General features: G+C 70.3%; 20 protein-coding genes. 14 read left to right on the top strand and 6 right to left on the bottom strand.

The window, feature by feature from the left end; genetic code table 11:
* The first annotated feature begins 120 nt into the window (after positions 1 to 120).
* Positions 121 to 933 (top strand): hypothetical protein, encoded by an 813-nt coding sequence (locus CEP50_RS04420; RefSeq protein WP_106112635.1) that lies wholly within the window; start codon positions 121 to 123, stop codon positions 931 to 933.
* Here CEP50_RS04420 and CEP50_RS04415 read toward each other — a convergent pair.
* Positions 927 to 2330: a DNA polymerase IV gene (locus CEP50_RS04415; protein WP_106112634.1), complete on the bottom strand. Its 1404-nt coding sequence runs from the start codon at positions 2328 to 2330 to the stop codon at positions 927 to 929. The genes CEP50_RS04420 and CEP50_RS04415 overlap by 7 nt on opposite strands.
* 150 nt (positions 2331 to 2480) lie before the next feature.
* On the opposite strand from CEP50_RS04415, the gene CEP50_RS04410 reads away from it, so the two are divergent.
* Positions 2481 to 2840, top strand: a complete 360-nt coding sequence (locus CEP50_RS04410) for a DUF3817 domain-containing protein (protein ID WP_181188207.1) — start codon at positions 2481 to 2483, stop codon at positions 2838 to 2840.
* 103 nt (positions 2841 to 2943) lie between these two features.
* Here CEP50_RS04410 and CEP50_RS04405 read toward each other — a convergent pair whose 3' ends face one another.
* A complete protein-coding gene (locus CEP50_RS04405) occupies positions 2944 to 3444 on the bottom strand; it encodes a MarR family winged helix-turn-helix transcriptional regulator (protein WP_019855182.1) in 501 nt (166 codons plus the stop codon).
* A gap of 169 nt (positions 3445 to 3613) precedes the next feature.
* Here CEP50_RS04405 and CEP50_RS04400 point away from each other — a divergent pair, with 169 nt between their 5' ends.
* On the top strand, positions 3614 to 3916 hold the full coding sequence (locus CEP50_RS04400; RefSeq protein WP_106112633.1) for an MTH1187 family thiamine-binding protein: 303 nt from the start codon (positions 3614 to 3616) through the stop codon (positions 3914 to 3916).
* A gap of 114 nt (positions 3917 to 4030) precedes the next feature.
* On the opposite strand, the gene CEP50_RS04395 is transcribed toward CEP50_RS04400, so the two are convergent.
* Positions 4031 to 4288 (bottom strand): hypothetical protein, encoded by a 258-nt coding sequence (locus CEP50_RS04395; RefSeq protein ID WP_245556169.1) that lies wholly within the window; start codon positions 4286 to 4288, stop codon positions 4031 to 4033.
* 359 nt (positions 4289 to 4647) lie between these two features.
* On the opposite strand from CEP50_RS04395, the gene CEP50_RS04390 reads away from it, so the two are divergent.
* Positions 4648 to 5547, top strand: coding sequence for a tetratricopeptide repeat protein (locus CEP50_RS04390; RefSeq protein WP_106112632.1), 900 nt, complete (start codon positions 4648 to 4650; stop codon positions 5545 to 5547).
* Between the two features lie 103 nt (positions 5548 to 5650).
* On the opposite strand, the gene CEP50_RS04385 is transcribed toward CEP50_RS04390, so the two are convergent.
* Positions 5651 to 7111: a neutral zinc metallopeptidase gene (locus tag CEP50_RS04385; RefSeq protein ID WP_106112631.1), complete on the bottom strand. Its 1461-nt coding sequence runs from the start codon at positions 7109 to 7111 to the stop codon at positions 5651 to 5653.
* Positions 7112 to 7364: 253 nt separating this feature from the next.
* Positions 7365 to 8105, bottom strand: a complete 741-nt coding sequence (locus tag CEP50_RS04380) for a hypothetical protein (protein WP_146134735.1) — start codon at positions 8103 to 8105, stop codon at positions 7365 to 7367.
* A gap of 75 nt (positions 8106 to 8180) precedes the next feature.
* Between CEP50_RS04380 and glgP the strand changes: the two genes are divergently transcribed.
* The 5 genes from glgP (at position 8181) to hrpA (ending at position 18044) form a co-directional block, all read left to right on the top strand.
* On the top strand, positions 8181 to 10733 hold the full coding sequence (gene glgP / locus CEP50_RS04375; protein WP_106112629.1) for an alpha-glucan family phosphorylase: 2553 nt from the start codon (positions 8181 to 8183) through the stop codon (positions 10731 to 10733).
* Positions 10734 to 11020: 287 nt separating this feature from the next.
* On the top strand, positions 11021 to 11788 hold the full coding sequence (locus tag CEP50_RS04370; protein ID WP_106112734.1) for an ABC transporter ATP-binding protein: 768 nt from the start codon (positions 11021 to 11023) through the stop codon (positions 11786 to 11788).
* Between the two features lie 158 nt (positions 11789 to 11946).
* Positions 11947 to 12729, top strand: coding sequence for an enoyl-CoA hydratase/isomerase family protein (locus CEP50_RS04365; RefSeq protein WP_106112628.1), 783 nt, complete (start codon positions 11947 to 11949; stop codon positions 12727 to 12729).
* 15 nt (positions 12730 to 12744) lie between these two features.
* Positions 12745 to 13926, top strand: coding sequence for a class I SAM-dependent methyltransferase (locus CEP50_RS04360; RefSeq protein ID WP_106112627.1), 1182 nt, complete (start codon positions 12745 to 12747; stop codon positions 13924 to 13926).
* A gap of 167 nt (positions 13927 to 14093) precedes the next feature.
* Positions 14094 to 18044 carry an ATP-dependent RNA helicase HrpA gene (gene hrpA, locus CEP50_RS04355; protein WP_106112626.1) on the top strand — a complete coding sequence of 1317 codons (3951 nt, stop codon included), beginning with the start codon at positions 14094 to 14096 and terminating at the stop codon, positions 18042 to 18044.
* A 34-nt stretch (positions 18045 to 18078) separates the two neighbouring features.
* Here hrpA and CEP50_RS04350 read toward each other — a convergent pair whose 3' ends face one another.
* The gene (locus CEP50_RS04350; RefSeq protein WP_106112625.1) at positions 18079 to 18921 is read right to left on the bottom strand and encodes a DegV family protein; all 843 of its coding nucleotides are present in this window, start codon (positions 18919 to 18921) and stop codon (positions 18079 to 18081) included.
* A gap of 292 nt (positions 18922 to 19213) precedes the next feature.
* Here CEP50_RS04350 and CEP50_RS04345 point away from each other — a divergent pair, with 292 nt between their 5' ends.
* From CEP50_RS04345 to CEP50_RS04325, 5 genes are all read left to right on the top strand, one after another.
* The gene (locus CEP50_RS04345) at positions 19214 to 19996 is read left to right on the top strand and encodes an electron transfer flavoprotein subunit beta/FixA family protein (RefSeq protein ID WP_026449205.1); all 783 of its coding nucleotides are present in this window, start codon (positions 19214 to 19216) and stop codon (positions 19994 to 19996) included.
* 63 nt (positions 19997 to 20059) lie between these two features.
* A complete protein-coding gene (locus CEP50_RS04340) occupies positions 20060 to 21019 on the top strand; it encodes an electron transfer flavoprotein subunit alpha/FixB family protein (RefSeq protein ID WP_106112624.1) in 960 nt (319 codons plus the stop codon).
* A gap of 194 nt (positions 21020 to 21213) precedes the next feature.
* Positions 21214 to 21996 (top strand): GNAT family N-acetyltransferase, encoded by a 783-nt coding sequence (locus tag CEP50_RS04335; protein ID WP_106112733.1) that lies wholly within the window; start codon positions 21214 to 21216, stop codon positions 21994 to 21996.
* Positions 21993 to 22994: a lysophospholipid acyltransferase family protein gene (locus tag CEP50_RS04330; protein WP_106112623.1), complete on the top strand. Its 1002-nt coding sequence runs from the start codon at positions 21993 to 21995 to the stop codon at positions 22992 to 22994. The genes CEP50_RS04335 and CEP50_RS04330 overlap by 4 nt, the downstream gene beginning before the upstream one ends.
* On the top strand, positions 22909 to 24291 hold the full coding sequence (locus CEP50_RS04325) for an MFS transporter (RefSeq protein WP_106112622.1): 1383 nt from the start codon (positions 22909 to 22911) through the stop codon (positions 24289 to 24291). The genes CEP50_RS04330 and CEP50_RS04325 overlap by 86 nt, the downstream gene beginning before the upstream one ends.
* Positions 24292 to 24293: the final 2 nt, after the last annotated feature.

The raw sequence follows: 24293 nt of genomic DNA, 5'->3' as shown, positions 1-24293 counted from the left end.
CGAGACACACGCCGTCGCGACCGGTCCCACACCCCGTCCTGGCCGGGGCCTGCCCGGCAACAACCCGGAGCGTGCCTCACCGTCCGGTCCGACGGCGCAGCGTGCGGATATTCTGGCCCTATGAAGTGGCTCCCCGGTGGATGGCAGCGCGCCGACCGTGCGAACCCGAAGGGCGGTACGGCCCCCTACAGCACGCTCGCCCAGCACGAGACCGTGGTCGAGCGGCGCAACGTCCCACCGGACGACACCGGAACCGTTCCCCAACGCACCACCTCCCGCCGGGCCGACACGCCGTCACCGACCCGGGTGGCCCCGAAGGCGGGACAGTGGTCGGAGCCCGCTCCGCTGCTGGGAGAACACGCCCGTGACGTCGACGTGAGCGGGGCCGCCTTCCGCAACCTGGTGATCGGAGGGGGAACCAGCGGCTTCCTGACCGTGCTGTGCGCGGCGGCCCTGGCCGGATCGGGCAACGGGTTCTGGCTGTGGTGCTGGCAGATCGTGTTCGGGGTGGTCTTCCTGTGGTTCCTCGCCTCGGCCAAGGGGGCGATGAGCGGCCGGGGGTTCCTGGTGGACAACAGGGGCATCTACCCCCGCACCAGCGGAGAGGTGTTCGCCGTCCCCTGGAGCGAGATCACCGCCGTCGGTGTCGGTTCGTTACGCCCGGTCGAGAGCCGCAAACTCGTGCACCCGGAACGCAGGCGGGCCCTGGAGATCTTTCCCGCCGATCCCGGTTTCGTCGCGCGGTATCCCGAGCTGGACCGTTGGCGGGTGGAGGAGGCACCACCCATGCAGGGGTTGCCCGGGACGCGGTACCGCTTCCACCTGCCCGCGCTGAACAGGCTGCCCAAGCGCCTGGAGAAGGCCGTCCAGGCGGCGGCCCCGCGTGTCTGGGTGGGACAGTACCGGAGGAAGCCACCCACCCCGTCTCAGTGATCCGGGAGGGGAGCCTCCTCGACGGGTGGCTCCTCGGTGTCCCCGAGTTGCCGGGCCAGTTCCGGCCCGAGGCTGTCCAAGGGGTCGGCGGCCCCCAGCTCAGGATCGTCGACGGCCAGGGTGCGCATCGGCCCCGGCCCGGTGGCGGCGGTCTCGAAGCGCACGGACACCCTGCCGTGCCCGGCTCCCTGAACCCAACCGTGTCCCCACACGGGGTGGTGCACGTCGTCCCCCTGCCGCCACGCGCGGTGCTCCGGCCGATGGGTAGGCGGGGGAGTGGTTGCCGGGGGTTGTTGCTGTCCGGGCGTTCCGGGCTCCTGCCCGGTGGTCTCCGCGGGAGTGGGAAACAGTGCCCCCTGCTCCGCCGTGGCCAGCCCCGAGTAGGAGACCCCGACCAGCCTCACGGGAACTCCCGGCTCGACCGCGGCCGAGGTCAACCGGCGGGCCGCCGCGGCCAGTTCCTCCCGGTCCGCCGTGGGGGAGGCCAGTGTCTCGGAGCGGCTGATCGTGCTGAAACTCGCGTCCCGGATCTTGAGGGTGACCGTACGTGCCGCCCGTTCGGAGGCGACCAGCCTGCGGTGGGCGGACTCGGCCATGGCGGCGATCTCCCCGGCCAGTTCGTCGACGTCGGTGCGGTCGGTGTCGAAGGTCGTCTCCGCTCCCACCTGTTTGGCCTCGGCCCGTTCGGCGACCGGACGTTCGTCCACCCCGTGGGCGAGCCTGTGCAGCTCCGTGCCGTGTGCCTGCCCGAGCAGCGCGGTCACGTCCCCCAGGCGCAGCGCCGCGAGCTCGCCGATGGTGTGCACCCCGATGCGGTGCAGTTTCGACTCCCCGATGGGGCCGATGCCCCACAGCTTGCGCACCGGCAGCGCCGCGAGCAGTTCGGCCTCCTCCTCCGGAGCGACGATGAACGAACCGTCGGGTTTGGCCATTCCGGAGGAGATCTTGGCCAGTTGCTTGCCCGAACCCCCTCCGATGGAGGAGGGCACACCGACCTCCCGCCGCACCTGGGCGCGCAGGGACTCCGCGAATCCGCGCACCGTCTCGGCATCGGCTCCGGCCAGGTCGTGGGGCTCCAGGAACGCCTCGTCGATCGAGACCTGTTCGAAGCGCCCCGCCGCCTGGCGGACCAGGGCGAAAACCCGGGAACTCACCGCGCGGTAGACCCGGAAGCGCGGGGGCAGCACCACCGCCGAGCGGCAGCGTTTCCGTGCCTCCCACATCGGCATGGCCGAACGAGCTCCGAACTCCCGGGCGGGATAGCTGGCTCCGGCCACCGTGCCCCGGGGGCCGGTGCCGCCGACGAGTACTGGACGACCACGGAGCGTGGGGCGGGTGAACTGTTCCACGGACGCGTAGAAGGCGTCCATGTCCAAGTGCAGCACCCAGCGGTTCATGCCGTCATTGAACGGTAGACCACCGACAGGCCGCGACGGGGACCTGTTCGGGCGCGTCGCGGGATCCGGTCCGTGGTGAGGGACCACGGGCGAGGCGGTGTCCGACACACCGCGAGCCGGGTGCGGGGAATCACACGGTACGGTGAGCTCGTGTTCAGGACGTGTGTCGGTTGGTTCCGTGTGGTCGCGTTCGCCGAAGCGGTGTCGTGGGCGGCCCTGCTCATCGCGATGGTGGTCAAGTACGGGTTCGGTCACCCGGAGGCCGTGACCGTGGCCGGCTGGGTGCACGGACTCGTCTTCACGGCCTATGTCGTGCTGAGCCTGGTGGTGTACGGCCCGCTGCGTTGGAGTTTCCGTGTGCTGCTGCTCGCGCTGATCGCCTCGGTCCCGCCGTTCGGGTCCGTGGTGTTCGAACGCTGGGCCCTGCGGCGGGGTTCGCTGACGATGCCGGAGGAGAAGGGGCCGACCTCGTGGTCCCGCCTGGTCGGAGCCCTGCGCGCGCTGAACTGACCCCTCCCGCCGCCGTTCGGAGGACACCGACCGGGGCCGGAAGCCACCACCGCCGCCGGGCCGCGTGACCACGACGCGCGGGCCGCGCGGCAACGAGCTCCCGCTAGAAGTCGCCCGCGGCCTGGCGCACCTTGCTGAGCAGTTCGGTGAGCTGCCGGGTCTGTCGTTCGGTGATGCCGGTGAGTCCGAAGTTCACCGCGGTCACCGACTCGGTGGCCTTCTCGGTCACCTCGCGGCCGTTCTCCGTGATCTCCACGAGAGTGGTGCGGCGATCGGTCGGGTGGGGAAGGCGGCGGACGAGTTCGTCGGCCTCCAGTCTGTCGACGATGTTGGTGACGCTGGTCGGGTGCAGTTGCAGCCGGTCCCCCATGACGCGCATCGGAAGGCTTCCCTGTCGGGAGAAGCTCAGCAACACGAGGGCCTCGTAGCGGGCGAAGGTCAGGTTGTGCGGGCGCAGCGCGGTGTCGACCGCCGACTGCAGTATCTGCTGCACCCGCATGATGCTGGTGACCGCGGCCATGGTCGAGGAAGGGCCGATACGTTGGGACCAGGTTTCGGCCGCGCGTGCTATCGGATCGAACGGCAGCGGTTGACGGGGACTCATGGCATCCGACGCTAGCAGCGGATACTTGCCCCGACGGGCGACACGGGGAGTTGGTCGCCCCCGCCTCCGGCGTGGGGGATGTTCTCGCGGCGGGACACCGGTAGGTTCCCGTGGGCGGTGGTTCCACGATCCCGACGGCGGGTTCCTCTCGCGGGAAGGAGGACGGGAGATGTTGGTCGCATTCAGCGTGGCCCCTTCCGGGGCGGGTGACTCCGACAGTGTGAGTGCCGCGGTGGCCGAGGCCGTGCGCGTCGTGCGGGAGTCCGGTCTTCCGCACGAGACGAACGCCATGTTCACCACTGTGGAAGGTGAGTGGGACGAGGTGATGGACGTGGTACGGCGGGCGACCGAGGCCGTGTCGGCCCGCGCTCCCCGGACGAGTCTGGTGCTCAAGGCGGACATCCGTCCGGGACACACCAACCAACTCCGGGAGAAGGTGGACCGGATCGAACAGCAGCTCGGTCCGGAGTGAGCCTCTCCCGGAGCGGGTGATGCGGTGTGCGATCACCGGTGGTGATCACCCGAGGGTGGTGCCGGACAGGGTCCGACACCACCCGGGAGGAAGGGTGTCGACTGCCTCACACGCTCACTTGGACATGGGGTGGTCGACCACGGGCGCGTTGACGCACTCGGAGCTCTCCGGCGACAGGATCGGAATGACCAGACCGATCACGGCGCCGATGTCGTTGCCGCAGGCCTGGATCGGCACGGCGCTGATGTTGTTGTCGTCGAGCGCGTTGATGCCGTCGTTGTCCTTGGAATCGGCGAACGCGGACGTGCCCAGGGTCATCATGCCCATGGCGGCGACACCGGCAGCGCCGGCAACACGGGTTGCAGTACGCACTATTCAGTACCTCTCGTCACATTTGCGGGTAGGGAAGAGTTCCCGATCGAGTCCCTACTGAGTCGTGGCACGGCACGCACGAACACGCTCTCCGCGCCGTGGACTCGTGTGCAGTTTCGTCGCCCTTCCCGTGAAAGATGAGGGAAATCCGATAAAGCCACCTGAACGAGTGATCGCAGTCGCTCGGTCGTGCGAAGACCGGTTGTTCCCGGTGCGCGGATGCACTCCCGCCGGAGGACGAAGCGCGGTTCCGTGGTGGGGCGGAGTGGGACGGACGGTGCGCGGCGTGTCACGATGGGGGCGTGACACGGCCTTATCCACGGCAGAATCCTGACGCACAGCAGAGCGGAGCGGCCTCCATGGCGGGGGCCGTGGACCTGTCGGCGTTGAAGAACCGGGCGGAGGCCCGGAACAGTGCGCAGTCCTCCGCGGGCACGGGCTCCTCGGCCGGTGACTACTCCCCGATCGTCGAGGTCACCGAATCCAACTTCCAGGCCGAGGTGGTCGAGCGGTCCATGCAGGTCCCGGTCGTGGTGGACCTGTGGGCCAGTTGGTGCCAGCCGTGCAAGCAGCTCTCCCCCGTGCTGGAGAAGCTCGCCCGGGAGGGCGGCGGCACCTGGGTGCTCGCCAAGATCGACGTGGACGCCAACCAGCGGATCGCGCAGCTGTTCGGGGCGCAGTCCATCCCCACGGTCATCGCCATCGCGGGCGGGCAACCCGTGGAGGCGTTCGCGGGGGCCCAGCCGGAGGAACAGATCAGGCAGTGGATCAACGCGATCCTGGACGCCCAGCGTGACCAACTTCCGGGAATCCGCGCGGCCGAGGAGGGCGGCGGGGCGGAGAGCCCCGAGGACCCGCGCTTCACCGAGGCCGAGCAGGCGTTGGAACGGGGTGAGTACGCGGCGGCCGAACAGGCCTACCAGCGCATCCTGGACGCCGAACCGGACAACGAGCAGGCCAAGGCGGCCCTGGCGCAGGTGCGGTTCACCGCGCGGGCCGAGAACGCCGATCCGGCGGCCATCAGCCGGGCCGAGGAGAACCCGGACGACGTGGACGCCCAACTGGCCGCCGCCGACGCCGAACTGGCGCAGCAGCGGGTGGAGGAGGCCTTCAACCGGTTGATCGGCACGGTCAAGCGCACCTCCGGTGACGAGCGCGACCGGGTTCGCGAGGAACTGCTGGAGATGTTCGGCCTGTTCCCGGACGGGGACAAGCGGGTGGCCGACGCGCGGCGCGCCCTGGCCAGCGCCCTGTTCTGAGGACTCCACCCGGACGGCGCGGCGAGTCCACGTCGGAACCGCCGCGCCGTCGTCGCGTCCGATGTTGGGTTCCCGTGCCCGGTCGGGACCGCGGTCTTCCGGCTCAGGAGTGGTACTCGGAGGCGCAGGGAGTGATCCCCTGCCGGAACCCGAGGCGGAAGGCCTCCACCCGCGCGAATCCCGCCGAGACCTGCTCGCCCCGCACGTCGGCGGCGATCAGCCCGTTCTCGTCGAGCAGCGCGGCCACCCCCTCGTCGATGTCGCCGGGGGCCAGGCGCAGCTTCCCCACCGGGTTCCGCCGCCCGATGGGATCCTCCACCAACAGGCCGCTCCAAGCCCCGACCAGGCATGCGGTGCGCAACCCGGCGGCGTCGCCGGTGAGGCGTAGTCCCGCCGCCCGCTGCACCGCCAGCACGTACCGCGAGGCGACCTGCGCGTAGGCGGCGAAGTCCCCGTAGCCGGACGGTTCGTCTCCGCCCCGAGGGGGAGTGGCCATCTCCTCCAGTCGCTTCCGGTCCAGGGAGACGGTGTTGGTCTCGGCGCAGTAGGTGGCCGGTTCGGTGCTCGTCCCGTCCTGGCAGGCCCCCCGCTCGATACTGATCCGCGGGGGAGCGACCCCGGTGTCGGCGAAGACCCGGCGCAGACTCCGTTCGACACGCTCGATGCTGTCCTCGTCGATCGGCAGGTCCGACTCCTGGGCCTTCTTCCAGAAACGGAACTGGGTCGTTCGTTCGAGCACGGAGGAGGCGGTCATCTCCGTGCACCGCTTCGGGCCGTCGTTGAAGCCGTACTGGAACGCCGAGATGCGGTCGAAGGCGCTGCCGTGCGCGCTGGGATCGGCGAAACCGGTCTCGCCGGGGGCGTCCCTGATGTAGCTGAGCACACCCAGCACGCTGTTGAGCCCGTCCCCGGTGGAGACCCGGATGTGCTCGGCCGAGCCCTCGGCCACGTGGCGGAAGAAGGAGCCAGTCAGACAGTCCGCCTGCTGTTCGACGACCAGGGGCGGGGTGTCCCCGTCGAGCAGACCGGCCCGGTGCTGCACCGCGTGTCCCATCTCGTGGGCCAGCACCGTGACCGGAGCCATGGGCCCGAAGGTGTTCCGCAGCTCCGGCAGGAGCCTCCCGCGGTCCCAGGCGATGGTGTCCTGTTCGGGGCAGTAGAAGGCGTTCACCATCCCCGAGGTGTTCCGCCCGCAGAGACGTCCGCCCTGCCCGCCGGAGTCGTAGGAGACCAGTCGGGAGACGGGACGGAAACGCCCCTTGTCGAACGTCTTCGGGTAGGCCTGCCGCCAGTACTGCTGGACGTCGGCCACGGTGTCGACCGCGAGCCTGTCGACGTCGCCGTCCGTGCCTCCCTCCACCGGCAGCTCGGCGGGGTCAGCCCCCGGTTTGAGACCACTGGGGCCGTCACTGACCGGCAACCCCGCCACCGTGTCGGCGGCGGGACTGCCACTGGCGATCGGGGTCCCGTTGATCGGCCGGGAACATCCGGTCACTCCCAGGCACAGTGCCGTGGCCGCCGCCGAGGCAGCGATCAGTCGTCGTGTTGTCGAGCTTTTCGCCACTGCCCCATCCTCGAATCGTGCTGTCGCGTACTCCCACGTCCGGAACCCTCGGATGTGTGCGTCCCCTCATGGGCGCCGGGAGGAACACCCGGCGAAGCCTAACGAACGGATCTCGCCCGGATCCGGTGTGGATCCGTCCGACGCCCGAGATGACCCCGTTGCCCGGAAAGCCGGGCCTTCTCGGTGCGCGTGCCGCCCACTTCCCAGGAAGCGGGTGCTGCTCCGGTGGTCGTTCACACACCTCCCGGGTGTGTCACGACACGCACTCGCCGGGACCGGCCGTGTAGCCCCGCCGGAAGGCCCCGGTCCTGTCCCGGGCGTTTCCGTGGGGGTCGGAGCCGTGCTGTTCCGGCAGGTCGGCGAAGGCGCGCAACGCCCGCAACGCGTCCTCGACGTCCTCGCCGTCCATGGCGAGTCGGGCGGAGCCGCCGTCGACCACCCAGCGGAAGTAGGAACCGGCGAAGCAGTCCGCCGTGGTCTCCACGAACACGGGGTCCGGCCTGGTGGGGAGGGAGCCGTCGAGCCGCTGTTCGACCGCGTGTCCCAGTTCGTGGGCCAGTACCAGCACCACGGCGGACTGGCCGTAGTGGGCCCGCAGCACCGGAAGCAGCGCGGCGCGGTCCCAGACGACCGCGTCCACGGCGGCGCAGTAGTACGCGTTGCCGGACAGTTCGGTGACCTCGTCCGCGCAGGGTGGGGAGCTGTTCGCGGGATCCGCCGTGTCCACGGAGAAGAACCCGCCGTCGAGGTCGGTCCACTCGCGCCCGAACACGCGTGGCATGGTCCGTTCCCAGTAGTGCCGCACGTCGGTGACCGCCGTGGCCGCCAGTTGGTCCACCGACGAGGAGTCGGTGCCGAACACGAAGGACGGGTCGACCGTCTCGCGGACCACCGTGTCCGCCGGTACCGGTGTGCCCCCCACGGCCGCGCATCCCGAGGAGCCCACGAGCAGCAGTCCCAGCACGAGCGCCAGCGTCCCTCTCGGTGAAACCACCTCCCCAGACTCGCACGGCACGGTGGTTCGTGGGCTCCTGCGGAAACGTTCCGCGGCGAGATACCCTCGCCGGTCGTGAGAGCAGTCCGTCGCTTCACCGTCAGCGCCCACCTTCCCGACTCGTTGCAGGCACTCGGCAGGCTGGCCATGAACCTGCGCTGGAGCTGGCACCCGCCCACCCAGGACCTGTTCGCCTCCGTCGAACCGGACGTGTGGTCGGCCGTCGGAGGGGACCCGCTGCGTCTGCTGGCCGAGGTTCCGGCGGAACGGTTGGACCGGCTCGCCGCCGACGAGGACTTCCTGGCCCGCACCCGGGCCGTGGACGACGACCTGCGCCGGTACCTCACCGTTCCGCGCTGGTACCAGCAGCGCCGGGACGAGGGAACACCGCTTCCGGCCTCCGTGGCCTACTTCTCCATGGAGTTCGGACTGACCGAGGCGTTGCCGAACTACTCGGGCGGGCTCGGTGTCCTGGCGGGGGACCACCTCAAGTCCGCCTCCGACCTCGGTGTCCCCCTGGTGGGGGTGGGCCTGTTCTACCGTTCGGGCTATTTCCGACAGTCGCTGTCCGGGGAGGGCTGGCAGGTCGAGCAGTACCCGGTGCTCGACCCCCGGGGCCTGCCCCTGGAGCTGGTGACCCGCCCCTCGGGGGATCCGGTGCTGGTGCACGTGGCCGTGCCGGAGGGGCGGACTCTGCGGGCACGGATCTGGAAGGCCCAGGTGGGGCGGGTTCCGCTGTTGCTGATGGACAGTGACGTGGAGGACAACGACGAGGACCTGCGCGGTGTCACCGACCGGCTCTACGGCGGGGACTCCAGTCACCGGATCCGGCAGGAGATCCTCGCCGGCATCGGCGGTGTCCGCGCCGTGCGGGCCTACTGCGAACTGACCGGCATGGCCTCGCCCGAGGTGTTTCACACCAACGAGGGGCACGCGGGTTTCCTGGGGCTGGAACGCATCCGGGAGCTGCTGGCCGATCCCGGACTGGAGTTCGACGAGGCGGTGGCGGCCGTGCGTGCCGGAACGGTCTTCACCACCCACACCCCGGTGCCCGCAGGGCTGGACCGTTTCCCCACGCACCTGGTGCGGCACTACTTCGGCGAGGGCACCAGCCGGGACCTGCTTCCGGGAGTGCCGACCGACCGGATCCTGGAACTCGGGGTGGAGAAGAAGCCGGGAACCTTCAACATGGCCAACATGGGGCTGCGGCTCGCCCAACGGGCCAACGGCGTCTCCGAACTCCACGGGACCGTCAGCCGTGAGATGTTCAGCGGGCTGTGGCCCGGGTTCGACATCGCCGAGATCCCCATCTCCTCGGTCACCAACGGGGTGCACGGGCCGACCTGGTCGGCCCGGGAACTGGGCAAGCTGCTCGGCGAGTCCGAGATGGACCAGGGAGCGGGGCTGCGCGGGGTGGAGCCGGTCAGCGACTCGCTGCTGTGGGAACTGCGCAGCTCGCTGCGCCAGCGCCTGGTGGAGGAGGTGCGTCGGCGGCTGCGACACGCCTGGCTGCAACGCGGGGCCTCCGAACTCGAACTGGGCTGGTGCGACTCGGTTTTCGACCCGGACGTGCTCACCATCGGCTTCGCGCGGCGCGTCCCCACCTACAAGCGGCTGACCCTCATGCTGCGCGATCCCGAGCGGCTGCGTTCCCTGCTGCTCGATCCGCACCACCCGGTGCAGGTGGTGGTGGCGGGCAAGTCGCACCCCGCCGACGAGGGCGGCAAGGCGATGATCCAGCGCATCGCGCGTTTCGCCGACGATCCCGAGGTCCGCCACCGCATCGTCTTCCTGCCGGACTACGACATGTCGCTGGCACGCTACCTCTACGCGGGCTGCGACGTCTGGCTGAACAACCCGGTCCGGCCGTTGGAGGCCTGTGGCACCTCGGGAATGAAGTCCGCGCTCAACGGGGGGCTGAACCTGTCGGTGCGGGACGGCTGGTGGGACGAGATGTACGACGGCCACAACGGTTGGGCCATCCCCAACGCCGACGGGGTGAGCGATCCGGAACGCAGGGACGACTTGGAGGCCGGGGCGCTGTACGAGCTGATCGGCGAGCACGTCGCCCCCCTGTTCTACGACCGCGACCGCGACGGCGTGCCGACCCGCTGGATGGCGATGGTGCGCCACACCCTGGCCACCCTGGGACCGAAGGTGCAGTCCTCCCGCATGGTGCGCGAGTACGTGGACCACTTCTACTCCCCGGCGGTGCGCTCGGTGCACGCGGCGGCCGCCGACGACTACCGTGGCGCGAAGGAGATGGCCGCCTACCGCAGGCGGCTGGACGAGGCCTGGGATCAGGTGCGGATCACGGACACCTACATGTCCGTCGAGGACGGCACGACCCCGCTGCTGGGGGGAAAGGTGACGGTGCGGGCGCTCGTCGAGCTCGCCGGTCTGGACGACTCCGACGTGGACGTCGAGGTGGTCGTCGGGCGGGTGGACGACGCGGACGAGCTGCGCGACTTCGTCACCACCTCGATGCGCTGCGTCGCCGACGGCGGATACCAGGCCACGGTGACCCTGCCGCACACCGGCCCCGCCGGATACACCGTGCGTGTGCTGCCGAAGCATCGTCTGTTGTCCACTCCGGCGGAACTGGGCAGGGTGGTGCTGGCGGGATAGCCTCCGCCGGAACCGGCCACGGCGGGAGTCGGGCGGGCTCCTCTCCCGGCCGCGCGGACCCGGGGTTCTCCACGAGGGAAGGACGGCGGTGGGAGGTGTTGCCGGCGTCGTCCCGGTGTGGCCCGCCGGCGGCCCGTCCCGGCGACGAGCCCGCCGCGCGGGTCGGGAGAATGACAGGTGTGGATCGTTCGAGTCCGGGATCCACGAGGAGGCGACAGCGTGCCGACCGGCACGCCAACGAGGGCCGGTCCGGCTGGGAGGTAGACGTGGACGACCTGGTCATCCGCATGGATGGCGTCGGTGTCCGGCGGGCGTCGAACACGCTCGTGACCGACGTGAACTGGTCGGTGGAGCTGGACGAGCGCTGGGTGGTGCTCGGCCCGAACGGCGCGGGCAAGACCACCCTGCTCAAACTCGCCGGGGCCGAGCTGTACCCGAGCACCGGCACCGTCGACGTGCTGGGGGAGCGGCTGGGCAACACCAACGTGTTCGAGCTGCGACCCCGCATCGGTCTCTGCTCGGCGGCGTTGGCCGGGCGGATGCCGGAGGACGAGCTCGTGCGGGACGCCGTCGTCAGCGCTGGCTACGCCGTTGTCGGCAGGTGGCGCGAGGAGTACGAGCGCATGGACACCGAGCGGGCCGAGGAGCTGCTCGCGGCCATGGGGATCGCCGACCTCGCCGACCGTTCCTTCGGCACCCTCTCCGAGGGGGAGCGCAAGCGGGCGCTGCTGGCCCGGGCGCTGATGACCGACCCCGAGTTGCTGCTGCTGGACGAACCCGCCGCGGGGTTGGATCTCGGTGGACGCGAGGACCTGGTGGCCAGGTTGTCGGATCTGGCCATGGACCCCGACGCGCCCGCCATGACGTTGGTGACCCACCACGTCGAGGAGATCCCGCCGGGGTTCACCCACGCCCTGCTGTTGCGTGAGGGCGGAGTGGTCGCCCAGGGACTGCTCGACGACGTGCTCACCGCCGACAACCTGTCCAAGACCTTCGACCAGGACCTGGAGCTGCACAGCGACGGCGGGCGCTACTTCGCCCAGCGCAGACGCTGAATCCGGGGGCTCCGGCCGGTGCCGACGAGGTGGCTGCCCTCGTGGGCGAGCCCGTGGCGGCGGGAATCCCCGTCGGTGAGATCAGTGCCACAGGTTCCGCGGGCGGCCGTGCACGATAGTGTGCGGCACCGTTCGTGATGCGACGAGGAGGTTGCGGCGTGGGTGAGTTCGTCAGACTCGAGGTCGAGAACAGGATCGGGACGATCAGGCTGGATCGGCCCAAGATGAACGCGCTCAACAGTCAGGTCGAGCGGGAGATCCGGGCCGCCGCCGAGGAGGCGGCCGAACGGGCGGACGTGCGGGCCGTGATCGTCTACGGCGGGGAGAAGGTCTTCGCCGCCGGTGCCGACATCAAGGAGATGGCCGAGCGCTCCGCTCCCGAGATGGCGGCCAAGGAGCGCGACGGGCTCTCGGCCGCGTTGAGCGCGGTGGCCGCGATCCCGAAACCCACGGTGGCCGCTCTGACCGGTTACGCGCTGGGGGGCGGGTTCGAGCTGGCGCTGGCCTGCGACCGGCGGGTGGCTGCCGACGGGCTGAAGGTCGGACAGCCGGAGATCCTGCTCGGGGTCATTCCCGGCGCGGGCGGTACCCAGCGCCTGGCGCGGCTGGTCGGCCCGAGCAAGGCCAAGGACATCGTCTTCAGCGGTCGTTTCGTGGACTCCGACGAGGCGCTTTCCCTGGGCATGGTCGACGAGGTGGTCGCCACGGAGGAGGTCTACGACACCGCGCGCCGCTGGGCCGAGCAGTTCGTCAACGGCCCGGCCCACGCCCTGGCGGCGGCCAAGCAGGCGATCGACGAGGGACTCGAGACGGACCTGAACACCGGACTGCGCATCGAGACCCACCTGTTCACCTCCCTGTTCGCCACCGAGGACCAGAAGATCGGGATGCGTTCGTTCATCGAGAACGGGCCGGGCAAGGCCGAGTTCACCGGAAACTGATCCGGCTGGTGCACCGTGGCTTACGCGTTCGACGCCGAGGACGTCGCCTTCCTGCGTTCCCCGGAGGGGGTCCGTGCGCTGGACGAGGTGGCCGAGCTTCCGTTGACCTCCTCGTCCAGGTTGGCGGACACGGGCACGGCCCGTGCTGTCGCGGGGCGGCGTTTCGCTCCGGCGGTGCTGGAGACGGTGGCGCTGCGACGTCGTGCCGCGGCGAAGCTGGAGGACGCGGGGCGGTGGTTGTTCACCGACTCGGCGTTGCAGCAGGCCACGGCGACACCGGTGGCCCGGCACCGTGCGGTCCGGTTGGCGGGGCGGGACGTGCACGACGTCACCTGCTCGATCGGAGCGGACCTGGTGGAACTGGCCCCGGTCGCCGGGCGTTGTCTCGGTTCGGACCGTGACGGGGTTCGGTTGTTGATGGCTCGCGCCAACCTGGAGGCCCGGGGTACCGAGGCCGGGTTGGTGCGGGCCGACGCGTTGCACCCGGTCACCACGACGGCAGCCGTGGTCGCCGATCCGGGCAGGCGGGACGACTCCGGACGCAGGCGGTGGGACCCCGAGGCGCTGGAGCCTCCCCTGCGGGAGCTGCTCGCCACGTACCGGGGGCGTGACCTGGTGGTCAAGTGCGCCCCGGGGCTGGACTTCGACGCGCTCCCGGACACGGCTGAGGTCGAGCTGGTCTCGCTGGGCGGGCAGGTGCGGGAGGCCTCGGTGTGGTTGGGCGGACTGGCCACACCCGGGGTCGGCAGAGCCGCCACCGTGCTGGGCGTGGACGGTGTTCCCGTGCTGCGGGTCACCGACGCCGAGCCCGACGACTGCCCGGTGCGGGCTCCGGGGCGGTGGCTGGTGGACCCGGACGGGGCCGTGGTCCGGGCCGGGCTGGTCCGGCAGTACGCCGCGCGGCACGGTCTGGGCCAGCTCGACCACCGCATCGCCTATCTGACCGGTGACGCTCCCCCTCCGGGAGTGCGGGCCTTCCGGGTGCTCGAACAGTCCGGCTACGGCGAGAAGAACCTGCGGACCCTGCTTCGTCGCCACGAGGTGGGAAGACTGGAGATCCTGGTGCGCGGGTTGGATGTGGACCCGGACGCGCTGCGCCGGCGGATGAAGCTCTCCGGTACCGAGGAGGCCACGCTGGTGCTCACCCGGATTGGGGACGCGCCCACGGCGCTGCTGTGCCGGGCGGAGCTCACCTGAGTCGACGGCGGGGCTTCCTGCCCGGGTCGGGCCGTTGGCCGCCCACGGACTTCCGCCGTGGCCGGGGCGGGGCCGGTGCCCCGCTGGTTCTCCGGCGGGCGGTCGATGTGAATCCGGCGAAACACGGAGGCGTGGACGAGGCCGGGATATCTATGCTTGGGGGACGTATGGCCACTGCACCCGTTTCGCCCACCCTGTCCGAACTGCGCGAGAGCCTGTCCGAGCTGATGACGCGGGACCGGAACCGGTTGCGTCGTCGCATCGACGGTGCCCGCAAGATCAGTGACCCCGAGGCGCTGCGTTCGGTCGTCGAGGAGATCTCCGCGGACGTCGCGGCCTCGCGGGAACGCGTCGTCCGGCGCCGCGAGCGGGTTCCCGAGGTCAGCTACCCGGAGGAGCTGCCCGTCACCGGGCGCCGCGAGGACCTGCTCGCCGCGATCCGGGACAACCAGGTGGTCGTGGTCGCCGGCGAGACCGGCTCCGGCAAGACGACGCAGCTGCCGAAGATGTGCCTGGAGCTGGGACGCGGGGTGTTCGGCTCGATCGGCCACACCCAGCCGCGCAGGTTGGCGGCGCGCACGGTGGCCGAACGCATCGCGGCCGAACTGGGCACCGAGGTCGGCGGACCGGTGGGCTACCAGGTGCGGTTCACCGACCGGGCGGACGACGACACCCTGGTCAAGCAGATGACCGACGGGATCCTGCTCGCCGAGATCCAGCGGGACGCGCTGCTGCGGCGCTACGACACGCTGATCATCGACGAGGCGCACGAACGCAGCCTCAACATCGACTTCCTGCTCGGCTACCTCAAGAGGATCCTGCCCAAGCGCCCGGACCTCAAGGTGATCATCACCTCGGCCACCATCGACCCGGAGCGGTTCTCCGAGCACTTCGGTGGGGCCCCGATCATCGAGGTGTCCGGGCGCACCTACCCGGTGGAGGTGCGTTACCGCCCACTGGTGGACACCTCCGACGAGGAGGAGGACGTCGAGCGCGACCAGACCACGGCCATCGCCGACGCGGTGGACGAGCTGTGCGCGGAGGGACCCGGCGACATCCTCGTCTTCCTCAGCGGGGAACGCGAGATCCGGGACACCGCCGAGGCGCTGGAACAGCGCAAACCCCCGAACACCGAGATCCTGCCGCTGTACGCCCGGCTCTCCTCCGCCGAGCAACAGCGGGTCTTCCAACGCCACTCCACACGTCGTGTGGTGCTCGCCACGAACGTGGCCGAGACCTCGCTGACCGTCCCGGGGATCAGGTACGTCGTCGATCCGGGCACGGCACGGATCTCGCGGTACAGCTACCGCACCAAGGTGCAGCGGCTGCCCATCGAACCCGTCTCGCGGGCCTCGGCCGACCAGCGGAAGGGCCGCTGCGGCCGGGAGGCACCGGGGATCTGCATCCGGCTGTACTCGGAGCAGGACTTCCTGGCCCGGCAGGAGTTCACCGACCCGGAGATCCTGCGGACGAACCTGGCCTCGGTCATCCTGCGGATGACCTCGCTCGGCCTGGGGGAGGTGGCCTCCTTCCCCTTCGTCCAGCCCCCCGACAAGCGGCAGATCACCGACGGGGTGAACCTGTTGCACGAGCTCGGCGCGCTGGACGGCACCGACCGCAAGGGCAACCGGCGACTGACCGGGGTGGGGCAGAAGCTCGCACGGCTGCCCATCGACCCCCGGCTGGGGCGCATGATCGTCGAGGCCGAGAGCAACGGTTGCGTGCACGAGACGATGGTCATCGCCGCCGCGCTGTCCATCCAGGACCCCAGGGAACGGCCCGTCGAACACCAGCAGGCCGCCGACCAGCAGCACGCCAGGTTCACCGACAGGAGCTCGGACTTCCTCTCCTACCTGAACCTGTGGCAGTACCTGCGCGACCGCAGGGCGGAACTGTCCTCCAACCAGTTCCGTCGGATGTGCCGCAACGAGTACCTGAACCACCTCAGGATCCGGGAGTGGCAGGACCTCTACTCCCAGCTGCGGCAGATGGTCAACACCCTGGAGATCCCGATCAACGACCAGCCCGCCGACGGCGACCGGATACACCAGTCCCTGCTGGCGGGGCTGCTGTCGCACATCGGACTGAAGGACGCCGAGCGCAGGTCGGACTCGGGACGGCGCGGTCCCACGGAGTACCTGGGGGCGCGTGGGACCAGGTTCGCCGTGTTCCCCGGTTCGGCGCTGGCCAGGAAGCCGCCCCAGTGGGTGATGGCGGCGGAACTGGTGGAGACGTCGAGGCTCTTCGCCCGCACCGTGGCCCGGGTGGAGCCCTCGTGGATCGAGCGCCTCGCCGGCCATCTGGTCAAACGCCACTACAGCGAGCCGCACTGGGAGAAGGACAAGGGCGCGGTCATGGCCTACGAGCGGGTGACGTTGTACGGCGTCCCCCTGGTCGCGGGCCGCAAGGTCAACTACGGGCGGATCGAGCCCGAGCTGTGTCGCGAGCTGTTCATCCGACACGCCCTGGTGGAGGGGGACTGGGACACCCGCCACGAGTTCTTCCACACCAACCGCGCGCTGCTGGCCGAGGTGGAGGAACTGGAACAGCGGGCACGGCGCAGGGACATCCTCGTCGACGACGAGACACTGTTCGAGTTCTACGACCAGCGGGTCGGTTCCGAGGTGGTCTCGGCCCGGCACTTCGACAGCTGGTGGAAGAAGGTCCGCCGCAGCCAGCCCGACCTGTTGACCTTCCCCCGGTCGTTGCTGTTCAACGAGACCTCGACCTCGGTCAGCGACAGCGACTACCCGGACTTCTGGGAGCAGGACGGGCACCGTCTGCCGCTCAGCTACCAGTTCGAGCCCGGCACGGACGCCGACGGGGTCACCGTGCACGTCCCGGTGGCGGCCCTCAACCAGCTCGACCCGGAGGGATTCGAGTGGCAGATCCCGGGGCTGCGCGAGGAGCTGGTGACCGCGCTGCTGAAAACGCTGCCCAAGCAGCTGCGACGCGAGTTCGTCCCGGTCCCGGACCACGCCAGGGCCGTGCTGGCTCGGCTGCGCCCCAGGGAGAAGCCGTTGTTGGAGGCGCTCTCGGAGGAACTGCGGCGGATGACGGGGGTGACCGTACCGCGGGACTCCTGGGACCTCCAGCGCGTTCCCGACCACCTGAGAATGACCTTCCGTGTGGTGCAGGGCCGGGACTCCTCGGGGGACGAGCACGTCCTCGCCGAGAGCAAGGACCTCGCCGAGCTGGCCGAGCGGCTGCGTCCCAAGCTGCGTGCCGAGATCTCGGCGGCGGCCGAGACCATCGAACGGCACGGGCTGCGGCAGTGGGACTTCGGCGAGCTGCCGGGCACTTTCGAGCAGCGGAGCAACGGCCAGGTGGTCAAGGCCTATCCCGCCCTGGTGGACGAGGGCGACAGCGTGGGCATCCGCGCCTTCGACTCGGCCGAGGAACAGCGTCGCCAACAGTGGCGCGGCATCCGCAGACTGGTGCTGCTCAACGTCTCCTCCCCGGTGAAGTCCCTGCGGAAACAGGTGAGCACCAGGGCCAGAGTGGTCTTCGCCAGCAGCCCGCACGGCGGACAGGAGGAGCTGTTCGAGGACTGTGTCACCTGCGCCGCCGACGAACTGATCCGGCAGTCCGGGGGACCGGTGACCGAGCGGGCCGGGTTCGACCGCCTGGTGGAGCGGGTGCGTGCGGGGTTGAACGCGACCTCGGCGCAGGTTGTCTCCCGGGTGGAACAGGTGCTGAGCGCCCAACAGGACGTCGAGGCCGAGATGGCCGAGACCCGCGCCCTGTCCGGCGAGGCCGCCGAGGACATCCGCACGCAGTTGTCCAATCTGGTCTACCCGGGTTTCGTGACGGCCACCGGCGCGCGGAGACTGCCCGATCTCCAGCGGTACCTGCGCGCGATCTCCTACCGGCTGAGCAAGGTTCCGCACCGGCCTGGCCGGGACCGGGAGTTGATGGACCGGGTGGGGATGGTCGAACAGCGTTACCAGGAGCTGTTGGACTCGGTGCCCCCCGGAAAACCGGTGGGGGAGCGGCTCTGGTCCATCGGCTGGATGCTGGAGGAACTGCGGGTGAGCTATTTCGCGCAGGAACTGGGCACACCCCACCCGGTCTCGGAGAAGCGGATCCACCGCGCCATGGACGCGGTCGGCGGCTGACCCTTCCGTCGTTCGGGCTGGTTCCCGGCCCGTCTCAGGCCGGGGCCACCGAGAGCACGACCGAGCCGGGGCCGGTGTGCGCGCCGATGATCGCGCTGGTCTCGGCGAGCAGCGGTTCGTTGGCCAGCTCCACTCTGCCCTTCAGCGCGTCGAGGGCCTCACGGGCCCGCCGCTCGGCGAGGAAGTGCTCGGCGGCGATGTTGACCCGCCGTGTTCCGGCTGTCTCGGCGGCGTGGTCCACGGCCTTGCGCAGGGCGCGTTCCGCGCCGACCCCTCTGGTGAGCTGGGTGAGCACGCCCTCGTGCAGCCCCAGCACGGGTTTCAGGGACAGGGCGCTTCCCAGGGTGGCCTGGGCGGAGCCGATCCGTCCGCTGCGGCGGAGGTGTTCCAGGGTGTCCACGTAGACCGTTTCGCTGCTTCCGTCCAGCCGGTGGTGCAGCACGTCCAGCACGGTCCGCACGTCCGCGCCGGCGGCGGCCGTCTCGGCCGCGGCCATCACCGCGTAGCCGAGTCCGAGGCAGCAGGTGCGGGAGTCCACCACGTGGACGGGGGTTTCGAACTCCGCGGCCGCGGCGCGCGCCGACTCGCAGGTCTCGGACAGTTCCGAGGAGATGTGCACCGAGACGATCTCCTCGGCTCCCTCGTTGACCGCGTCCGAGTAGTTCCAGAAGAACGCGGGGGCGGGGGGAGCGGCCGTGCTCACCTCCGTGCCGGCGTTCATGGCCTCGCCGAGTTCGCTGCGCGGCACGCGTCGCTCGTCGTTGCTCTGCCCGTCGACGGTGAGTTCCAGCTGCACGACCGAGATGTTGAGCCTCTCGGCGATGTGGTCGGGTACCGAGGCGGTCGAGTCGGTGACGATGGCGACGCGTGGCTTCATACTTTCAGATTAATCATACTCATTCTTCCGGATGATCACCCCGGAGAGAGTGAGCTGTGTCGCTGACGGGCGAAAAATTCGGAGTGGTTGTCCCCCCGTCGGCGCGAAGTGAGTACCGTCACTCCTGTGCCCGGGTTACGCTGGGGCTACCGGTCGGTAACATCCTTGGTGGTTGGTGTCACTGTGCTTTCCACGGGGCCACGTGGCAAGGTCAACCTTCCCGGGGACATGCCGCGCCGGGATGACCCAGCCGGGAAGCCGTCAACAGTCCGCAGGAGGTCGGAGAGGACCCATGAATATTGCCGTCCTGGTGAAGCAGGTGCCCGACACGTGGTCCGAGCGCAAGCTGTCCGACTCGGACCACACCCTGGACCGGGCGTCCGCGGATGCGGTGCTGGATGAGATCAACGAGCGGGCCGTTGAGGAGGCGTTGCTGGCCAAGGAAGCCCACGGTGGAGAGGTGACCGTGGTCTGCATGGGCCCCGAGCGCGCGACCGACGCGATCCGCAAGGCGCTCTCGATGGGGGCCGACAAGGCCGTCCACCTGTCCGACGAGGCACTGCACGGAACGGACGCGGTGTCCACGGCCAAGGCCCTGTCCAAGGTGATCGGCACCCTGGAGTCGGTGGACATGGTGATCGCCGGCAACGAGTCCACCGACGGACGCAGCGGTGCGGTGCCCGCGATGCTGGCCGAGCTGCTCGGCTGGCCGCAGCTGACCTACGCCCGTTCGCTGTCGGTCGACGGGTCGACCGCGTCCATCGAGCGCGAGACCGACGCCGGAGTGACCAGTGTCCGTGCCGAGCTGCCCGTGGTGGTCTCGGTGACGGAGAAGATCAACGAGCCCAGGTACCCCTCCTTCAAGGGGATCATGGCCGCGAAGAAGAAGCCCGTCACCACCCTGACCCTGGCCGACGCGGGCATCGACCCGAGCGAGGTGGGCCTGTCCGGTGCGGCCACCCAGATGGTCTCGTCCGCGCCCGCCCCGCCGAAGGAAGCGGGCCAGCAGGTCACCGACGAAGGCGAGGGTGGCGTGCGGATCGTGGAGTTCCTGGCCGGAAAGAACCTCGTCTGAGTCGTTTCGGGTGTGGTCTTCACCCGGCTTCGTTCGGGTCGCGTTTGAGAAGGGGCTTAATCCATGTCTGAGGTGTTGGTCCTCGTCGACCACGCGGGTGGCGAGGTCAAAAAGGTCACGTACGAGATGCTCACGGCCGCCGGCCGGCTGGGCGAACCCGCCGCCGTGGTGACCGGCGGGCCCGGATCCACCGACAAGGTGGCCGAGGCGCTGGCCTCCTCCGGGGCGACGAAAATCTACACGGCCGAGTCCGCCGACATCGACAACTACCTGGTCACTCCCCAGGTGGACGTGCTGGCGAGTCTGGTCGAGCGGGTCTCCCCCGCCGCGGTGCTGACCTCGGCGAGCGTGGACGGCAAGGAGATCGCGGGCAGGCTGGCCGTACGCACCGGTTCCGGACTGCTCTCCGAGGCCGTCGACGTCGACGCCGACGGAGTGGCCTCCCACTCCCTGTTCGGCGGTTCGTACCAGGCCTCCGCCAAGGCCGCCTCCGGGATGCCGGTGATCTCGATGCTGCCTGGCAGCGTCGAGCCGGAACAGGCCCAGGGCACGGCGACCACCGAGGCGGTGGAGGTGCCGGGCACCGACACGGCCAAGAGCGGTGCGATCACCGGCAGGCAGCCCGCCGAGTCCGGGGACCGTCCCGAGCTGACCGAGGCCAACGTGGTGGTCTCCGGGGGTCGCGGCGTCGGCAGCGCCGAGAGCTTCGAGGTGGTCGAGAAGCTGGCCGACTCGCTCGGTGCCGCCGTCGGCGCCTCGCGCGCCGCCGTCGACTCCGGCTACTACCCCGCCCAGTTCCAGGTCGGTCAGACCGGTAAGACGGTCTCGCCGCAGCTGTACATCGCGCTGGGAATCTCCGGTGCGATCCAGCACCGCGCCGGGATGCAGACCTCCAAGACCATCGTGGCGGTCAACAAGGACCCCGAGGCGCCGATCTTCGAGATCGCCGACTTCGGGGTCGTCGGCGACCTGTTCAAGGTGGCCCCGCAGCTGACCGAGGAGGTCGGCAAGCGCAAGGGGTGAGACGGGGTCTCCCCCGGGGCGGGTCGGCGTCACGTCCGGCCCGCCCTTTTCGTGGACGCGGAAGAGCCCCGTCCCGAGGTCGCGGGAGTCCCGTGCGCGGGGACGAGGCGTACAGCGGGTATTCATCGAAAGTTCCCGACCCGGTCCACCGGCGTGCCTACCAGCCGTGGTGCGGCAGCGGTTACACCTCGGGCATGGTCGAAACAGGGCGATCCGACTCGGAGTTGCCGGCGGGCGCGGCGACCCGGCTGGGAAACGGCCGCTACTCGTTGCGGCTGAGCAGGGAAACCGTCGACATCAACTCGGCACAACGGTTGCGGCACCGTGTTTTCGCCATGGAGATGGGCGCCACGGTGCGTGGTGGGTCCGCCGGAACGGACAGCGACCTCTTCGACGAGTTCTGCGACCACCTGCTCGTCCGCGACGACGTCTCGGGAGAACTGGTGGGCACCTACCGGATGCTGCCCCCGTGCCGGGCGCGGGCCGTGGGCGGGCTCTACGCCGACGGCGAGTTCGACCTCGCCCGGCTGCGACCCCTGCTCGCCGACCTCGTCGAGGCCGGACGCTCCTGCGTGCATCCGGAGCACCGCAACGGGGCGGTCGTCGGTCTGATGTGGGCGGGCATCGCGCGGTACATGCTGGTGCACGGCTACCGCTGGCTGGGCGGGTGCGCCTCGGTGCCGCTCCGGGACGGGGGCCGTACCGCCGCCGGAGTGTGGCGGAACGTGCGGCGGCGCTGCTACGCCCCGGAGAACCGTCGGGTCACCCCCCACGAACGGTGGGCGCCGGATTCGGCCGAGCACGACGAACGCGTCCGGTTCCCCCCGCTGCTACGGGGGTATCTGCGGCTGGGGGCGTGGGTGTGCGGCCCTCCCGCCCACGACCGTGAGTTCGACGTCGCCGACTTCTTCGTCCTGCTCGACACCGCGCGGATGGACCACCGCTACCTCGAACGGTTCCTGGGGTCGCACGGATGAGCGAGCTCGGAGCGTGGTTCCCCGCCTCGCCGTGCGGAACACACTGCCTGCCCCACCTCGGCAACCTGCCACGGGCGGGACCGCTGTGCCGGATACGACGACTGGCGGTGGTGGCGGCCCTGCTCGGCTGCGGAGTTCTGTTGGCAGGGGCGTTCCCGCTACTGCCCGCCCCCTCCCGTGGGTACCTCGGCCGGATCTGGTGCCACGGCTTGCTCACCGCACTCGGTGTGCGGCTGCGGGTCCGAGGGAACCTCGCCCCGCGTGGGCGAGGAAGCCTGGTGGTGAGCAACCACGTCTCCTGGCTGGACGTGGTGGCACTGCAGGCGATGGGGCCCGTGCGCATGCTCGCCAAGGCCCAGGTACGCGAATGGCCGCTGCTGGGCAGCCTCGCGGCCCGCTGCGGCACCCTGTTCGTCGACCGGGCACGACTGCGCCTTCTCCCGGAAGTGGTGGACGGAGTCGCGGACGCGCTGCGCTCGGGCGCGACCGTCGGGGTCTTCCCGGAGGGCACCACCCGGTGTGGACGTGCCCCGGGGCGGTACCGCCCGGCGCTGTTCCAGGCGGCGCTGGAGGCCGACGCGGAGATCCGTCCCGTGACGCTGCGGTACCGGCTGGGCCCGGAACCGACGACCGTCGCCGCCTTCGTCGGCGAGGAGACCCTGCTGCGTTCGCTGTGTCGCGTACTCGCGGTGCACGGACTGGTCGTCGAACTGTTCCTGGGCGCTCCCTTGACCGCGCGAAGCGTCGCGCAGGAGGGCCGCGCGGACGAGCGGGGATTCGGGGAGGGGCGCGCCGGTCCGCGTCGGCGGCTGGCCGCGCGGTGCGCGGCGGTGACGGAGTCGCTCGCGGCGCACGAACCGCCCCTCGGGGGAGGCTGGACTTGTAGCGGACTCGAAATCGCAGGATCGTCGGGTGAGCGCATCGAGCGAACCCCCCGCGACCGACGCGACACCGACGCCGGAACCACGGGAGTCGTTGTGGAGTCGACGCTACCTTAGTTTCACGAGCGGCATGGTCATCGTGGTCACCCTCGTCGCCTTCGAGGCGATGGGGGTGGCCACGGCGCTGCCGACCATAGCCTCCTCATTGGACGGCCAGCGTTGGTACTCGTGGTCCTTCACACTGTTCATGGCCGCCAGCGCCGTCGGAACCGTCTTCGCGGGCAGAGTCTCCGACCGGCGGGGGCCGGTGTTGCCGCTGCTGGTCTCCCTCCCGTTGTTCGCGCTCGGGCTGGTGCTCGCGGGAACGGCTCCCAACATGGCCGTGCTGCTGGTGGCCCGGGCGGTGCAGGGGTTGGGCGGGGGCAGTGTGGCCGTCCCGCTCTACGTGCTGATCGCCCGGGTCTACCCGGAGAGCCACCGGCCGAGGGCGTTCGGGCTGATGTCGGCCTCGTGGGTGCTGCCCTCGCTGCTCGGGCCCGCCGTCTCGGGAACGGTCACCGAGTACCTGCACTGGCGGTGGGTGTTCCTCGGGCTGGTGCCGCTGGTGCTGCTGGCTGCGGTGTTTCTGGCCTCCACGGTACTGCGCTCGGGCGGAGTCACGTCCGGGCAGCCTGCGGGCAGACCCGGGCTCGTGCCCGCCGCCCTGGGGGCCGGGGCGGCCACGGTGGGCGTGAACTGGGCCGCGCAGCACCCCGGTGTTCCGGCCCTGGTGCTCGGGGCGGTTTCCGTGGTGGTGCTGTGGCGGTGTTTCCTGGTGCTGCTGCCCAGGGGCACCCTGCGTGCCCGTGGCGGGATCCCGGTGCTGGTACTGGCGCGCGGCCTGCTGGCCGGAGTGTTCTTCACCGCCGAGGCGTTCGTGCCGCTGGTGCTGACCGTGGTGCACGGCTACTCGCCCGCGCTGGCCGGTATCCCTCTCACGCTGGCCTCCCTGGGGTGGAGCCTGGGGGCCTGGTTGCAGAGCCGCTGGGTGGACGTCGGCAGGCACACGCTGATCTCGCGGGGTTTCCTGCTGGTCACCGCCGGTGTGTTCGGGGTCGGCGCGATCGCTCCGGTCTGGTCGCCGGGGTGGACGATCCTGTTCCTGTGGTCGTTGGCCGGGGCGGGAATGGGCATAGCCGTGACCAGCACCGCCGTGGGGGTGCTCGACCGCTCGGAGACCACCGAACGCGGATTCAACTCGGCCGCGCTACAGATCTCGGACATGCTCGGGCAGGCACTGCTGATCGGCCTGGGAGGCGCGCTGGTCAACCTCGTGGCCGACACCCGCGAACCCACTTCGGGGGTGCTCGTGCTGGCGGTCGTGCTGATCGCCGTGGGGCTGTCGGGTGCGCACCTGGTCACCAGCCGTCGGTGAAG

Origin of the sequence: Actinopolyspora mortivallis, assembly GCF_003001495.1 — a bacterium.
Taxonomy (GTDB): Bacteria; Actinomycetota; Actinomycetes; order Mycobacteriales; family Pseudonocardiaceae; genus Actinopolyspora; species Actinopolyspora mortivallis_A.
Note: the sequence above shows the minus strand (reverse complement) of the source record. Positions and strands in the feature narration are given on the sequence as shown.